Raw genomic sequence first — 16,503 nt, 5'->3', positions numbered from 1 at the left:
AGAACAGTAAACAAAAATGAAACGTTTAGAAAACAAAGTGGCCATCATTACCGGGGCGGCCAGTGGATTTGGGGCAGTGGACGCCAAATTATTTGCCAAGGAAGGTGCAAAAATAGTGCTTACCGATATCAACGAAGAAAATCTAAAACAGGTTGCGGAACAAATCATACAGGACGGTGGCATAGCCATATATGCGACACTCAATGTCACTTCCCCATATGATTGGCAAAAAGTTGTGGAAAAAACCACCACCGAATTTGGCGGAATTGATATCCTGGTAAATAATGCGGGCATAGCTAGTTATTCCTCTTTTATGGAAAGCGATTATGATACATTTAAAAAAATAATGGACGTCAACCTGAATAGCCAATACCTGGGAATCAAGGCTGTTGCACCTGCAATGATGGAACGAAAGGGCGGCTCCATCATTAACATGTCATCCACTGTAGGCGCTACAGTTGCCCTGCCGGGTGGAGACCCAGGGTATGCAACTTCCAAAGGAGGTGTCAGAGCACTTACCATGCAAGCGGCCGCCGAATTGATAGAGCACAATAACGTGTCAACTCCATACATCCAGGAATTTTTAGGACGCCGATGAACCAGGCTTTGGTCGATAATGCAGATGCATATCAGCAGGCCGTACAGGGAATACCCACAAAACGGTTTGGTGAAGCGGAGGAAATAGCCAATGTTGCCTTGTTCTTGGCAAGCGATGAATCTTCGTATATGGTTGGGTCCGAAGTGGTAGTGGACGGTGGATTGACCATCATTTAATAAAAGTATGTTTAATCAGGAGCACAAGTAAAGCCCCGTCGGCACACTGGTTGTGTTTTGTTGACCGACGTTCCCCTTGTGTTCCTGTATTAAAAACAGTGGCCAAACCATCAATCCCAAAACGATTAAAAATCGTATGGAATCTTTGTGCTTTGTGGAAATACCTCCTTTTTTTCAGCGCTTTCAAAGTATTTATAAAGAATTCTTGTCCGCTCCAAACGATGTGATTTGAGTTCCTTTCCCATCCCGTTTACAGTTCAGCTTCCGTTAGTACCTTTCGTTGGGTTTTCCGCCATTACAGTAAAATGGCACGAACATCAAGTTATCCTTCCAATGGGCTTGATAGGCACTTGTCTTTTGAAAAATCCCCAAGCCCGTTCTTAGCCGATCTTCACTCCACTTCAAATTAACATTAATTTAATCACATGTTGGTGAACCTCAATTATTTTTAATCAATGGAAAAATTGTGGTTGGAATCAGGGTTTAGATACAATAATCGCGACGTAGATTGGTTAAATTTCAACCAACGTGTATTGCAGGAAGCCAAGGATACATCCAACCCTATCTTGGAACGCGTAAAGTTCCTTGCCATCTTTTCATCCAACCTTGATGAATTTTTTAAGGTAAGGGTATCCAAGCTTCGACAGATTGGAAAAGTCGATAAATCCATGAGAAGTCCCTTGGGGATAAAACCAAAAAAGACCCTTCGGCACATTCTTGAAAGGGTCCATTTCCTACAGGAAGAATTTGGCAGGATATATAGGGATTCCATTCTACCGGAGCTTAACAAAAATAACATTCAAATCCTTGAAATATCAGAATATGATGACGCCCACCGTTCCTATTTAAACTTGCTTTTCAAAGAGGAAATAAAGCCCGGACTCAACCTGTTAAAGGGTACGGATCTTAAAATCGACAATTTTATGGATGGTCAACTGTATCTTGCCATTTTGCTGGACAAACCCACCAAGCTGGCATTTGTTTCCGTGGATAAACAGAAATGGGACAGGTTTATAAAAATCCCATCCAAAGATGGTATTGTATCCTATGCTTTTTTTGAAGATGTCCTAAAACTCAACGCTTCTTTCTTTTTCCCCAACAAGAGCATTTTAGGGATGTACAATATCAAGGTTTCAAGGGATGCGGAACTCTATTTGGACGATGACTATCAAGGAGAGTGGATTCAACGAATTTACGATGCGCTCCAAAAAAGACAGGATGGACAACCCACGCGCCTTCTTTTTGAGGGGTCCATGCCAAAACATGTCCAACATCTTTTGGAAGAACAATTGGGACTGGACAAAATAGACTTGGTAAAAGGTGGAGGGCATCACAATTTTAGCGACTTTTTTAATTTTACGGCTTACTATGGAAACCGGAAAGAGTTTTTTAATGACCCAATGCCCCCAATTGTCCACAGAGCCTTTGAGGACTCCGATGACTACTTCCAATTGATAGCGGACAAAGACCGAATACTACATTTTCCGTACCAGAGCTTTTCATATGTGGAAAAATGGCTTCAACAGGCCGCCACCGACCCCAATGTCCACTCCATCCAAATATCCCTATACCGAATAGCCAAGGATTCCGAACTGACCTCTGCCCTACTAAAGGCCATCAGAAATGGAAAAGAAGTGACTGTCTTCGTTGAAGCCAAGGCACGTTTTGATGAAGAAAACAACATTGGCTGGGGACAGGTTTTCGAAAAGGAGGGCGGCACTGTATTTTATAGTTTCCCCAATGTAAAGGTCCATTCAAAAATACTTTTGATCAAGCGAAGGGAAAATGGTAAATCCAAAGCATATGCCTATATCGGAACAGGTAACTTTAATGCAAAAACCGCCCGAATTTATTGCGACCATGGATTGTTTACGGCCCATAGTGGGATCACGAACGACCTTGACCAAGTATTTCTAGTCCTAAAACGAAAAGTCTTGGTTCCAAAATTAAACCACCTTTTGGCTTCCCCATATAATAGTAGACTTACATTTGAACATTTAGTGCTGAAAGAAATTGAAAATGCCCTGAACGGTTTTCCTGCGGGCATAACCCTAAAAATGAACAGTCTTGAAGATAAGAATATGATCGATTGGCTATATAGGGCCAGTAAAGCCGGCGTTCGGGTCCATCTTCTGGTTCGGGGATTTTGCTGTTTAGTGCCCGAGGTGCCCAATTTGAGCGAAAACATAGTGGTAAGAAGTATCGTCGACAGGTTTTTGGAGCATGGAAGGGTATTCCTTTTCCATAATGCCGGAGACGAGAAAATGTTTATGGGCAGTGCGGACTGGATGCCCCGCAACCTTGATAGAAGGATTGAGGTCATCACCCCTATCCTAGATTCAAATGTATTCAATGAACTAAAACAAATCCTTGCCCTACAATTTTCTGACAATGTCAAGGCAAGAAGGGTCGCTCCAGGGGACAATATGAACCTATACCATCCCATAAAAAAGGGGGAAAGACCCATCAGGTCCCAATATGCCATTTATGATTACTTGGCTGATGCTATGCTTGAATGAAAATTCCGGAATAAAAAAGTATCGATTCCCACCTATGGCCGGTTTCTCATCGAATCAATACCGGTCTATTAAATATACGCTGCCCCACCTAGGGGGTCGAAAGAATAAAACCATGGTGTAAATGAAAATCGATGACCGAACCGGACGCTCTGCCCAGCTCAATGACATCTACAAATTGGGAAGAGTGTTCGGGTTTCAACGCATCCATGGCCAACAAGAAATTCAAAGGCCCTGACACTCCCACATTACCCTGTCCATTGGCTCCATTTTTAAGGGGAAGACCTTGCAGGATTGGAAAAGTCATTCATTTTGCCCTTGCACCTTCTGCAATATGTAAAACATACCAATCATCGATAAAACTTTTTATGATGAAATGATCAGTGGTTTCTTCAAAAATGAACAATGGCTTTTTAAACTTTTGAAAGCCTTCCATAGCCGTTTGAACTTTTCCATGGTAAAAAAGCAACAGAAAATCAATGATTGCCCTACAAAAAGATGACATTTGTTATTTTTGGTTATATACACTAAAAAACATCATGAGACACGCATTATCGTCCATTTTCTTCTGTTGCTTCTTACAAATTTCTTTGGCACAGGAAATCTCCGTTGAAAAATTGGAAGAGGCCCTTTCTGATTACACGACAAAAATAGAACATGCCACTGTTCTCCAAGATTGTGGCCATGCCCTTGATGGACCCGCTTTTTTTTACAAACAGGTGGAGAACAATTGGTTGGACTTTGCACTGAACATCTCCAGTGATTCCAAAAAAAATATTGGAAGGGATATGTATAACAGGTATGTTGCCCTTGGCCAATTGGACAACAACCATTTTGCCAAACCAAAGGTAGAGGAAATACTTCAACGTATCGTTAAAAATGTGTCCCGAAACGATGTATCCTACCGAATAAGCATCCTTAAATCCGAGGAAATAAATGCTTTTGCCACTTTGGGCGGTTACCTATACATTACCACGGGCTTGCTCAATTTCGTTGATTCTTATGATGAATTGGCGTTCATCATAGGACATGAAGTGGCCCATGAGGACAAACTCCACACCCAAAGGAAAGTAACAAAACTCACGCTCTCCACAGACCTTGAGGGAATGACCCGTATGGAAGGCTTTACCGATATTGCCAATAAGATCAATAGGACCTTTTCGCCCCCCTTTGATCAAATTGATGAATATGAGGCCGACAAGGTCGGGTTTGAATTGGCCCAAGCGGCTGGATATGATGTGAACCGATTTGCGGATTTCTTCAGGAAATTGGAACGCTATCAAAAGCAAGACCTCATAAAAAAATTGACTTCCACGCATCCTTTTGCGGAACATCGTAAAAAATGCATCCAATCCTATATCGACCAATAAAATGATACCGGAAATGCACCTCATCTGCAACGGACAGTCTGTTCCCCTGTCTAAAAATGAAATTGTTACGATTGGAAGAAAAGGTCATGGCGCCCAAGTTGAGATAGACAGTAGACTTGCTTCGAGAAAACATGCCCAAATTGAAGCCAGGACGGACGGAATCTACATCATGGACCTTGAAAGCTCCAATGGGACCATGGTCAAAGAACAGCCGATAGCCCCAAATACATGGGTCAAGATTCCACCTGACGAGATTTTCACTATTGCATCGCAAAAGCTGCAAGTAGTTACTGAAAACCAAAAAGAAAAGGTTCCAAAACCCTCAGAATCCCAAAAGGAGTTCAACGGATTCAAACAAAAAATCGTTTCCAAAGGTGCTTATAAAATTGGCCGCTTGGAAAATAATGACATTGTTCTGGACGATCCCACGGTGACCCGGGAACACGCCATAATTTCCTATTCGCAGGGTGAATTTTGGATCGAGGACCTGGGTTCCACCAATAAGACCTATCTCAATGGAAAGGAGTTAAAATCCAAGGCCAAGTTCAAGGACAGCGATACGGTCACCATTTCATTTTACAGCATTACCCTTAAGAATGGGGCTAAGGATCTCCGTAAAGAACGTAGTGCCATAAAGGCATTGGCCATTCAGAAAGAATATCCCAACAACAAGATTGGATTGCAGGATATGTCCCTGAACATTCCCCATTCCACTTTTGTGGCATTGATGGGCCCCTCGGGTTGTGGAAAATCCACCTTGTTGAAATGTTTGAACGGTGAAAATCCGGCTACTTCTGGAGAAGTGTTCATTCACGGACTTTCATTGGCAGACAACTTTAGTCTGATCAAGAAAAAAATCGGCTATGTTCCCCAAGATGATATCATCCATAAGGAATTGACGGTATACAAGACCTTGTTCTACGCAGCAAAGCTCCGCTTACCCGATGATACAGCCGTTTCAGAGATCAACCAAAGGATTGATAAGGTCATCAACGACCTAAATTTGGACCAAGATAAGGAAAAGGACATCAGGACCATAAAAGTGGGGAATCTCTCTGGTGGACAGCGCAAACGCGTGTCCATTGCGGTGGAACTTTTGACCGAGCCCACTATTCTGTTTTTGGATGAACCCACTTCTCCACTAGATCCCGAGACCATTGAAAGTTTTCTGAAGAGTCTTAAAAAGTTGGCCCATTCGGGAACTACAATTGTAATGGTGACCCACAAACCCGAAGACCTCAACTATGTGGACCAGGCTATATTTTTGGGCGTTCAAGGGCATTTGGTATTTCAAGGCCCGGCCAACCTATTGACTTCCCATTTTGAAGCCCAAAACATTGTGGAGGTCTATAGTAAAATGAGTGATATCGGCACGGTAACCTCCTATTACCAAAAGCCCAGCAAAGTTGGGTATAAGGCCGTTAATAACCCCGACGTAAAAAAAGAAAAGCCAGACTCGTACTGGCTGCAATTGTATTGGTTGGTTTCAAGATATTTCAACATCAAACTCAATGACAAGGAAAATTTGGCCTTGTTATTGGCACAACCCGTAATCATTGCGGGATTGGTCTGCTTGGTATTCAACAAATTTCAGATTGGGGTCATGTTCTTGATGGCCATTTCTGCTGTTTGGTTTGGGGTAAGCAATGCTGCAAAGGAGATTGTAGGTGAGCTTACGGTATACAAAAGGGAGCGTATGTTCAACCTTAATATCAACACCTATATTCTTTCCAAATGGTTGGTACTTTCCTTGATTGCCCTGGTGCAGACCATATTGTTTGTGAGTATCATCTACCTCAATTTCAAATTGAACACTTTTGAAGGTTTTGAAGAAGTGTACCTACGGCCTTTTGGCCAGAGCATGCTGTTCATGTTCTATATTTCGGTTTCTGCCTCCCTGATTGGATTGTGGCTTTCATCTGCCTTCAATACCACAGAGAAAGTAATGACCGTAGTGCCCATTGCATTGATGCCACAGATTATGTTGGCCGGGGTAATGACAAAAATCAACAATACCTTGGTGGAAATCTTGAGCTTTTTCACTTTGGGCCGATGGGGCACCGAGGGCTTTGCCCGATTACAGGACGATGCCTCCCCCGCCTCTGAATTCAATCCAGACACGGTTCAGGCTGTTTTGACCACTGTTCCACTGCCCGCACCCGAAGTGGGTACGCAGACCGCCTCAACCTCAGCAGTGCAACTTCTCGACCTGTACAATGAAAAATTGGTGGATGAAGGAACGTTGATCGGTGATGTCTTCAACAGTTTTGATATGAACGTGGTGGTCATCGTAGCACTCAATGTTATGTTTTATGTCTTGATCTATGTTTCACTTAAAAAGAAGGACAGTATTTAAACCCGACACTATGAAAAAAATAACCCTAGTATTTGGAGCACTTCTTTTTTTTACCTCATGCAGCAAAAAACCAGAATTTGTTGCCATAGACCATGTTACCATTAAAGGACTCACGGAAGATGCATTGGTGGTGGGATTGGATTACATTGTATACAACCCCAACAATGTAAAAACAAAACTGAGGCAATCCAGCATGGAGATTTTTTATAAGGATTCTTTGGTGGGAAAGGGATTTTTAAACGAACAGATGAGTCTGGCAGCCAATGATACCATACGAATACCGGTAACCTGCGAAATAGCACTCAAAAATCTTAATGCCTTTTATCCTGAATTATTGGCATCAGATTCCACCGAATTCGCCCTCAAGGGCAATGGAAAGGTGAGCTTTCTGCTGAATTCCTTCACCATTGCACTGGATGACAAGATACATCTGAACACCAAAAAGGCCATTTTGGAGGAAATCAGCAAAAATTTGGATTACGGCAATAATTTTAAAATTCGGTCCATTTCCAGCAATAAATTGCCCTCACTGAGCAAAACCCGGTTAAAATTAGGTGTTGAGACCCTGAACAGATTGCCTATTGCCTATACCATCAATACCATGAAACTTGAATTCTATTTGGATGAAAACAAAGGGAAAGTGGCGGAGTGGACCATGGATGAACCATTTTACCAAGAAGCACTAAAATCCACTACTATTCCCATTGATGTTACCTTGAGCAATTTTGATATTTTAAAACAGATGAAGTTCTCTTGGCTGACCGACCAAAAAGCGAATTTCACTATTTTAGGCGAGGCCCAAATAAAAATTCAGGAGTACGAATTCAATGTGCCCATAAAGGACCGTGTGGAAATAGGATTATAGCCATTTCAGAAAAACCTTGATGACCGACCAAGAACTGATAGATCAATTAAAGAAAGGAAACGAGAATTGTCTGCAGCAACTGTACCAGCACATCGGCATGGTAAAAAGTTGGGTGGAACAGAATAACGGTAATGAAGATGACGCTTTGGATGTTTTTCAGGAAGCCATCATCGTGTTCTATAAAAATGTAATGGCAGGGAACTATGAACTCCGAAGCAAAATAAGCACCTATCTGTTCGAAATTTCAAAGCGACAGTGGCTCAACCAGCTCAATCGAAGAAAAAAATATGAAAACCGGCAGAGTGAGGTAGGCATCTCTCAAAGAGACCATGAATCCATAAACCCAGAAATCACCCGAAAGGGCCCAAACCTCCGGGAATACCTTGAAAAAGCTCTAGCAAAGGTCGGGGAACCCTGTAAATCTGTTTTGGAGGCAACCATATTTTTGGGGATGCGCATGGAGGACATAGCCAAAAGATTCAATTACTCCAGTGCCCGTTCCGCCAGCCAACAGAAATTACGGTGTCTTCAAAAGCTAAGGGGCGAAGTCTCCTATGATGTCATAATCCGTTTAAAATAGCCATGAGGGAAGAATTGAGACATATTGATTTGATTGACAAACACCTGACCGGCCATCTTAATGACGATGAAAAAAGTGAGGTGGAACGACTGTTAGCTGAAGACAAAGAATTTGCAAAGGAGCTTGAGGTATATAAAAAGATCTACACGGGCATTGAATCAAAGGAGGACCAAAAACTAAGGGCCAAGCTAGACCTTTTGTATGCCGAATATAGGGCGTCTGGAGAGCAAAAGCCAAAAGGTCTGTACCGCAGACTGATTATTTACAGTGGTGCCGCGGCAGCATGCATTGTTTTGGGAATACTTTTCTATGTCTTTAAATCAAAGGGTGATGGTCCCCTTAGTAACGACGCCCCCAATGTGGTCGGTGTGGATTCTGTTCGAACGCAGCCAGCGGATAGCCTCGTTTTGAAAAAGAACAATATACAAGTTACAGAGAAAGAAGAACTGCCAGAAGATGAATTGGATGGCAGCCCGCAAGACGAAACACAATTTGCTTTCTCCAATGGAAAATCACTTCCATCGGAATCCATACGTCAGGTTAGGCAGCCCTCATCGCTCACCCACACTTTTAATGGCCAAGAACTGGTCTTATATGGGGATTCAGGGATTTCAGGCCTTCAATTACAAATGGGTAAAGATCAAAAAGGCAACTATTACTTAAAATATGGGGATAAATTGTTCAATCTGGCCATTTCATCGACCATAAATCCATTGGAAGAAGTCCAGACAAGTTACACTTTTGGGGGAATACAGGATGAGAGCGTGCAAGTGAAAGTAATGCCCCTCATTGCAAATTCGCAGCCCTATTCCGGTTTTACCGTATCGGTTTCGGAGAACTCATCCATGGATAAAAATTATTTCTTTTTGGAACAGAATGAAAAAAAACAGTTGGTCATTAATGCCAATATGGATATTGATTCCATTACGGTCATGGTTGTTTCAAAAAGCGAAGGGAACTCTTATTACCTTATTCATAAAAATGAGCTCTATCCCCTAAACATTGACACTACTGAAACCACCTCACTAGAAGAAATCGATTTCACCAAAAACAATGAAACCCGTATGTTCATGGACCGGCCATCCTTTCCGAAAGGTGTTTACGAAATAATTTTTTAGAAAAAATCATCAAAAAAAGATGACATCGCCAATCTGCGGTTATATACCCATAGAAAGTATAACCAAAACGATTAAAAATGACATCCAAAAAAGTACACACCATTATTCTTATTAGCTTGTTTTGCGGTTTTGTAAGCGCCCAAAGTTCAGAAATCACTAAAAGAAGAGACCGGGGAACAATCGCTAAGACTGCGGAACAAGTAGATCAAGTGGACCAAACTGTCCAGAAAACCAGCAAAGACATTGACCAAACGGTGGAGGGTATTGACAGCACCATTGAAGGTGCCAAGGAAACCGTTGAAAAAGTGGGGAGCATTTGGCAAGAGTTATCCGAAAATGTAAGGGGGCCTTTTCAGGTAACCTCCATGGGAGAAAACAACATTGCGGTTAGACTGCCAACCAAGGCTGAATAATCCGTAAATAACCCAGTCACGATATGGCTATTTCATAAATCCAAAACATATTTGACACCAAGGTCTAAAAATGTTGGCATAAAAAGTTTCATATACCTATTTTTAATGCTAACTGTCGAATAGGTTCAGGTACAAGAAGATATATCATTACTTTCAACCTTAACACTTCATCACAAAATGAAAAAATTACTACTACTGATCGCCTTGCTTTCCTTGGTTCCCAACCTTGCATCTGCAAGACGTATCGGAGGACTTTTTGGAAAAAGCGAACGAATCCATAAAATTACTGACGTCGATATTAAAGGTGCCAATGGCGAAGACCTTTATCTTGCCCACAAAACAACTTCCCTGTACATTTTTATGGGGGCCTACATGACGGACGATGGTTATGTTTTGGGGGTAAAAGGAAGTATCAATACCTATTATGACCTGGATGAAGAGCAGATAAAAAAATTTCAGGCCAGCGGAGCTTTGCCCACTCCCCTTCCACCCTATAAAATAGAATTCACTGAATGGCTATGGGGATATGCCCTATGGATACTGCTTGCCGTTCTGGCCATAATTTGGTTCTTCCCAAAGAATAAAGAAGCCCTTTTTGCACGAGGATGTAAATATTATTTCGGCAAGAACACTCCGGTAAATTACCCAAAGGCCATGCGCTATTTTGAAAAATCGGCCAAAAAAGAATATGGTCCGGCCGTGTTCAACCTTGGGGTCATGCATCTCTCGGCCCAGGGTACCGAGAAGAATGTGGACAAGGCCATGGAATTTCTGAAAAAAGCCTCCAAACTAGGATATGTTGATGCCAATGTAACACTGGGAAACCTCTATTACAATGGCAGTGAAGTAACCAAAGACCTTGGCAGCGCCGAGGCTTGGTACAAAAAGGCCTGTGATCAGGGACATGCCGATGCCTGCAAAATGGTGACCCATATACAACAGGCCAGTTAATTAAAATCAACACCAAACAGTAACCAAATTCGACTACACTGACCATTATGAAACTATCACATTACCAGTGGGATCCAGAAAAAGACCTTATAGCTGAGGGCGGGTTCGCCGAAGTGTTCAGGGCCAAGGACCTCAATGCCGAAGGAAGATATGTGGCCCTCAAAATCTATAAAGAAGCTGTTTCAAGAGGTACATCCGGGAGCACTGGACAGAAAAAATACAGCTTGGAACAGGAGTTTTCCAAAATAGATGGGCTGTCACATACCCATCTTATCACCTATTATGGTCTGGAATATATCACCCACACGGATGCCATGGGCAGAAACGTGAATTACCCTGTGTTGATCATAGAGTATGCCGGTGAAGGAACCTTGGGCCAAGCGATACACCGAAAGCTCTCTTTGGAAGAAGGGAAGAACATTATTGTGGAAGTGGCCCAAGCGGTGGATTATCTCCACAAACAGGGCATTGTCCACAGGGATTTAAAACCTGGAAATGTACTGTTTTCAAAAGACCGAAAGGGGAACATCGTTTCAAAGGTGACCGATTTTGGGATCAGTCAGGATATTCTATCCGACAAGACCATACAACAGTCCATGACCGAAGGTGTGGGAACACCTCACTACATGGCTCCGGAGCAATTCTTTAAAAAGAAATTCGGACTGAATGGGGATATCAGTGAGCGTACCGATATCTGGGCCCTTGGCATCATGTTCTACAAAATATTGACCGGAAAGTTGCCTTTTGGACATGACAAGAAGGACTATGAACTCATTCGGGATGGTATCGTTGGGGAAGAGCCCAATTATTCCGGGGTGCCCGAAAGATTTAAGAATTGCATAAAGACTTGTTTGCAGAAAAATGCTTCGGATAGGTATGCCTCCGTTTCCGATTTCATCCGCGAAGTGAATGGGGAAAGCAATGAAAGTGGCACCGTGTTCTTGGGAGGAAATGAAACACAATTTTCCGCACCACAACCCAAGCCCAAAAAGAAGAAAAAAGCCTGGCCCGTTTTGTTGGCCACTGTTTTGATCTTGGGTGCCGGATATGGGGGATATGCCTTTTATCGCTCCACCAAGATAAATGTGTTGTTGGCAGACGGCTGGAGCCTTTACAAAGAAGGGAAGTTCAAAGAAGCTTATGAGGCCTATGAAAAAGCATCAGGCTATGGATCCGGGGAGGCCTTTTATTTTCTGTCAAGGTTCAACCAAAATGGTTATGGAACCGATGTGGATTATCAAAAAGGGTTTGAATATGCCGATAGGGCCATTGATGATGGATATGACCTGGCAAACTTTAACCATGGATGGGCCTATCAAAACAATCTTGGTGTGGACAGGGACACGGTCCAGGCCAAGAAATTCTATGAAAAGGCAAAGAGCAGCATTGTGGCCTTGAGTGATGACGGCAACCCAGAGGCAAACAACCTAAGGGGATTGATGCACTATTTCGGCTATGTAATGGAAAAGGACGCAAGCAAGGCAAAACTGTACTATGAAAAAGCCTCCAGCAAAGGCCACCCTGCGGCCATCGAAAACCTGGCGATCCTCAATGTATCAGAAAAGAACTATAAGGAAGCATTTGAAGGATATGAGAAATGCACGTCCATCGGAAGGTATTCGGGATATCGGGGCATGGCCAACATGTACAGGTTCGGTCAATACGTCCCCAGGGATACCGTTAAGGCCCTGGAACAATATACAATTGCTGCCGAGAACGGTGACCTCCTGTCCCAGTTCAACTTAGGGATATTCTATAAAAATGGTGTATTGGCCAAAAAAGATCGTATAAAGTCGGTTCAGTGGTTGACCAAAGCTGCCGATAAAGGACATTTGGGGGCTCAAAATGAATTGGGCACTTTATATTTCAATGAGAAGAACTACCTAGAGGCCAAAAACTGGTTCCAATTGGCCGCTGATAAAGGAAACACCTTTGGTATGCACAATATGGGTCTTTTGTACTATGATGGATGGGGTGTGGAAAAGGATGTAAAACTTGCCAAAGATTGGTACCAACGGGCCGCTGATAAAGGATATGCAAATTCCCAATACATGACCGGAAAGATCCTTGAGTACGGGGAAGCGGATGGGAACCCGAACGTATCGGAAGCGATAGTATACTATGAGCTTGCAGCAAAACAAAATCAAAGTTCCGCTTTGTACGCTTTGGGTAGATTGCATTATGACGGTAAAGGAAAAAAGAAGGATCTCATCAAGGCCAAGGATTTTTTTGTCAGGGCAGCGGCCCAAGACATGAGTACTGCGGACTATATGTTGGGCTACATGGCGGAAACCGGGGCAGCTGGACCGGTAGATTATCTGGAAGCCGAAAGAAAGTATCTCAAGGCAGCGACCAAAGGGCAACTCCAGGCCCAAAAAAAATTGGGCGATCTTTATTACAACCTTAAGTTGGGCAAGGACAAAAAAGCAAAGGCTACACAGTGGTATTTGAAAGCAGCAGAACAAGGGGACCTGCACAGCCAATATAGAGTGGCCGTGATGTATTACAAAGGAAAATATTATTATGCTGCCAAAAAATGGTTCCAAATAGCGGCTGACCGAAATCATGCCAGTGCCCAAAGTTATCTCGGCTATATGTACGACAGGGGCCTAGGAGGTCCGAAAAACTTAGACAAGGCATTTGAACTATATAAGAAGTCCGCAACCAATGGGGATAGTGTCGGCATGTACAATCTGGCCTCTTGCTACCATAGTGGCATTGGAACGGTCAAAAACACCTATTTGGCAAAAACTTGGTACCAAAAATCCTGTGAGAAGGGGTATAAAAATGCCTGTGATATTATCGCTAAACGATATTGAAGAAAATGAAGATCCACCTACCAGTGCATTGTAATGAAATAGGCCTAAGGGAGTCAAACGAGGATGCCATATACCCCGTGACACCAACAGAGGATTCCCGTTTGTTCATGGTATGTGATGGTGTTGGGGGGCAGGCCAAGGGCGAAGTGGCCTCTTCCTTGACCTGTCAAGGATTTTCCAAGTATCTCTCTGAAAATCCAATGGAGGATATTGAAGATGAAACATATTTACCTTTGGCCCTGCAAAGTGTCGAACAAAATTTGGGCACATATCTCGAAACCCATCCCGAAGCGAAGGGCATGGCCACTACGCTCACTTTTTTGAAAATCTCAGATGAGGATGAAAAGGCATTGATCGGTTGGGTTGGGGACAGTAGGGCATACCACATCCGGGATGGCCAAATCCTTTATCAAACAAAAGATCACAGTATAGTGCAGGGAATGGTGGAAATGGGGGAAATTACCGAAGAGGAGGCCTTGACCCATCCCAAACGAAATATTATTACCAGGGCCGTCAACGGAACCTATCCCACAAGAATTGATCAGAAAATCATCACTGATATCAAGAAAAATGATTTCTTCTTTCTTTGCACCGATGGTATTTTAGAGACAATCAACGATGAAATAATCGCCTTGAGCTGTACAGAACAAGCTTCCGTTGAAAAAATCAAATCATATATAGTGAACAAGGCCAAAGGTGTGACAAAAGACAATTATTCCATGTATATAGTCAAAATACAGAAAACAACATCAAAAAATTCCTGATAACTGAACTACCCCCCACTGGAGAAGAGAAATAGGCCAATATGGAACGATCCTATCATTGGCAATAGCCATAAAGTCGGGATCCTCTTGGGCCATGACCCAAAATCCTTGGGACCCTATTGGTCATTACGGCTTACCCACATGAGCATTCTGTTCTGATAACATACGATCGATTATCAGAGCAACTTACGCCCATTGGCCAAATCCGTTACATACCACCCACGTGCTCCCTTAATCAAAAAGGCCAATACAGTATACCCCCTAGGATGAGGATTATTCCAATCAAATCGTATCAAACAACTATATCAATGTAACCTTCCCATTTTTGAAAGGACTTAATTATAGATTGAACACGGGGATACGAAGAAGATGGTCCGAACGGAAAACCTATGCCGGGAGCAACACGGTGGTAGGTATAGCCAACTCCGGCCAGGCATATCTTTCCAGTACGGAATTTAAAAACAATGTAGTCGAGAACATCCTGACCTTCAACAAAGAGTTTGGCAAGCACAATGTTTTTCTTACCGGGGTCTATAGCTATGAAGAGAACGAACAGTATTTTGAGGAACTCACGGCAATCAATTTTCCCAATGACGAATTCACCTATTTTGGAATTTCCCAAGCCTCTTCCATAGAATCCCAAAACGACTACCAACGTACCGCGCTCATTTCACAAATGTTGCGACTTAATTATTCGTTCAACAACACCTATTTGTTGACCTTGACCGGAAGACGGGATGGTTTTTCCGGTTTTGGACCGGATAACAAATGGGGTGTTTTTCCCTCAGTCGCCTTGGGCTGGAACATTTCGAGGGAACCTTTCTTGGAAAATTCGACCACCATAAACCAATTAAAACTAAGGTTATCGTGGGGCATCAATGGAAACCAAGCAGTCGATCCCTATTCATCGATCACCAGGTTGCGGGACAGGAACACCTTGTCCGGCGAACAATCCTTGGTAGGTTATGTTCCAAGTGTCATTGGTGATAAGGATTTGGGATGGGAGTCCAGTGAAACCTATAATTTGGGATTGGATTTTGGACTTTTCAACAACAGGGTCTTCGGTGATCTGAACCTGTATGAGACCAACACCTCCGATCTATTGTTGAACAGGACCATCTCATCCGTTCATGGAATAAACCAAGTGACCCAGAACATCGGCGAAACACAAACCCGGGGACTGGAACTATCCCTATCCGTTGTCCCCTGGGTGACCCAAGACTTCAATTGGAAGATATCGGGAAACTTTGCCACCAACAAAAATAAGATAGTTTCCCTATATGGTTATCTACAGGAAGACGGGTCAGAAATCAATGATTTGGCCAATGCCTGGTTCGTGGGTGAACCCATACGTGTCAACTTTGACCAAAAGATGATCGGGGTCTGGCAATTGGGGGAAGAGGAAGAGGCCGCTGTATATGACAGGGTCCCCGGTGATGCCAAGATAGAGGATGTGGACAATAATGGGGTGCTGGATGACAAGGACCGCCAGATCATTGGGCAGAGAGACCCTAAATACACTTGGGGATTGAGCAATGCATTTCAGTATAAGAACTTTGGTTTGGAAGTATTTTTTATAGGATCCCACGGGGCAACCAGGCACAACAACCTGTTGAGGGACAATACCGCTGCTGAAATTAGACGAAATGTCCTAAAAAAGAACTGGTGGACCCCGGACAATCCCACCAATGAATATTTCAGGAACAATGATCAGGTAAAGGGGGGTTCCATCTATGAGGATGCCAGTTTTGTCAGGTTGAAGGACATTACGGTCTCCTATAATTTTCCCAAAAAGGTTCTGTCGAAAATAAAATTGGAAAAACTTCAATTGTTTGCATCCGGTAGAAACCTGCTCACCATTACGGATTGGACGGCCGGAGATCCGGAACTGGAACTCCCAAGTAGCCAAGCCGGGATTCTACCGCTCCAACGTGAGATCACCTTTGGTTTAACACTAGAATTTTAAGAAAAAAATAC

14 protein-coding genes and 1 pseudogene are annotated in these 16,503 nt (G+C 43.0%); 13 read left to right on the top strand and 2 right to left on the bottom strand.

Going from position 1 to position 16,503, the window contains the following annotated elements:
- Positions 1–16 precede the first annotated feature (16 nt).
- The 3 genes from PY091_RS09380 to ppk1 all read left to right on the top strand — a co-directional run bounded on the left by PY091_RS09380 (position 17) and on the right by ppk1 (position 3,293).
- Entirely contained in the window at positions 17–598 is a 582-nt protein-coding gene (locus tag PY091_RS09380; RefSeq protein WP_275649426.1) for an SDR family NAD(P)-dependent oxidoreductase, read from the top strand.
- Entirely contained in the window at positions 595–774 is a 180-nt protein-coding gene (locus PY091_RS09375; RefSeq protein ID WP_275649425.1) for an SDR family oxidoreductase, read from the top strand. Before PY091_RS09380 ends, PY091_RS09375 begins: the two co-directional genes overlap by 4 nt.
- Before the next feature lie 455 nt (positions 775–1,229).
- Entirely contained in the window at positions 1,230–3,293 is a 2,064-nt protein-coding gene (ppk1, locus tag PY091_RS09370) for a polyphosphate kinase 1 (RefSeq protein WP_275614583.1), read from the top strand.
- A gap of 88 nt (positions 3,294–3,381) precedes the next feature.
- Here the strand turns inward: ppk1 and PY091_RS09365 are convergent, their stop codons facing one another.
- Together PY091_RS09365 and PY091_RS09360 are read right to left on the bottom strand one after the other, a co-directional pair.
- A complete protein-coding gene (locus PY091_RS09365; protein ID WP_275614582.1) occupies positions 3,382–3,597 on the bottom strand; it encodes a hypothetical protein in 216 nt (71 codons plus the stop codon).
- Positions 3,598–3,795, bottom strand: a complete 198-nt coding sequence (locus PY091_RS09360) for a hypothetical protein (protein ID WP_275649424.1) — start codon at positions 3,793–3,795, stop codon at positions 3,598–3,600. It abuts the gene before it with no gap.
- 34 nt (positions 3,796–3,829) lie between these two features.
- On the opposite strand from PY091_RS09360, the gene PY091_RS09355 reads away from it, so the two are divergent.
- From PY091_RS09355 to PY091_RS09310, 10 genes and pseudogenes are all read left to right on the top strand, one after another.
- On the top strand, positions 3,830–4,660 hold the full coding sequence (locus tag PY091_RS09355; protein ID WP_275614581.1) for a M48 family metallopeptidase: 831 nt from the start codon (positions 3,830–3,832) through the stop codon (positions 4,658–4,660).
- A gap of 13 nt (positions 4,661–4,673) precedes the next feature.
- The gene (locus tag PY091_RS09350) at positions 4,674–7,016 is read left to right on the top strand and encodes an ATP-binding cassette domain-containing protein (protein WP_275614580.1); all 2,343 of its coding nucleotides are present in this window, start codon (positions 4,674–4,676) and stop codon (positions 7,014–7,016) included.
- Between the two features lie 10 nt (positions 7,017–7,026).
- Entirely contained in the window at positions 7,027–7,881 is an 855-nt protein-coding gene (locus PY091_RS09345) for an LEA/WHy family protein (protein WP_275614579.1), read from the top strand.
- 19 nt (positions 7,882–7,900) lie between these two features.
- Positions 7,901–8,461, top strand: coding sequence for an RNA polymerase sigma factor (locus PY091_RS09340; protein ID WP_275614578.1), 561 nt, complete (start codon positions 7,901–7,903; stop codon positions 8,459–8,461).
- A gap of 2 nt (positions 8,462–8,463) precedes the next feature.
- Positions 8,464–9,579, top strand: coding sequence for an anti-sigma factor (locus tag PY091_RS09335; RefSeq protein WP_275649423.1), 1,116 nt, complete (start codon positions 8,464–8,466; stop codon positions 9,577–9,579).
- Between the two features lie 77 nt (positions 9,580–9,656).
- Entirely contained in the window at positions 9,657–9,992 is a 336-nt protein-coding gene (locus PY091_RS09330) for a hypothetical protein (RefSeq protein WP_275614576.1), read from the top strand.
- A 177-nt stretch (positions 9,993–10,169) separates the two neighbouring features.
- Positions 10,170–10,943: a tetratricopeptide repeat protein gene (locus PY091_RS09325; protein WP_275614575.1), complete on the top strand. Its 774-nt coding sequence runs from the start codon at positions 10,170–10,172 to the stop codon at positions 10,941–10,943.
- Positions 10,944–10,990: 47 nt separating this feature from the next.
- Complete coding sequence (locus PY091_RS09320) at positions 10,991–13,762, top strand: serine/threonine-protein kinase (protein WP_275614574.1); 2,772 nt, start codon at positions 10,991–10,993, stop codon at positions 13,760–13,762.
- A 5-nt stretch (positions 13,763–13,767) separates the two neighbouring features.
- The gene (locus tag PY091_RS09315) at positions 13,768–14,526 is read left to right on the top strand and encodes a PP2C family protein-serine/threonine phosphatase (RefSeq protein WP_275614573.1); all 759 of its coding nucleotides are present in this window, start codon (positions 13,768–13,770) and stop codon (positions 14,524–14,526) included.
- Positions 14,527–14,806: 280 nt separating this feature from the next.
- A pseudogene (locus PY091_RS09310) lies at positions 14,807–16,492 on the top strand (SusC/RagA family TonB-linked outer membrane protein); the annotation flags it as partial.
- Positions 16,493–16,503 lie beyond the last annotated feature (11 nt).

The organism is Flagellimonas okinawensis (genome assembly GCF_029194005.1).
Taxonomy (GTDB): domain Bacteria; phylum Bacteroidota; class Bacteroidia; order Flavobacteriales; family Flavobacteriaceae; genus Flagellimonas; species Flagellimonas okinawensis.
The sequence above is the reverse complement of the archived record's forward strand: the minus strand, read 5'-3'. Positions and strand labels throughout refer to the sequence as shown.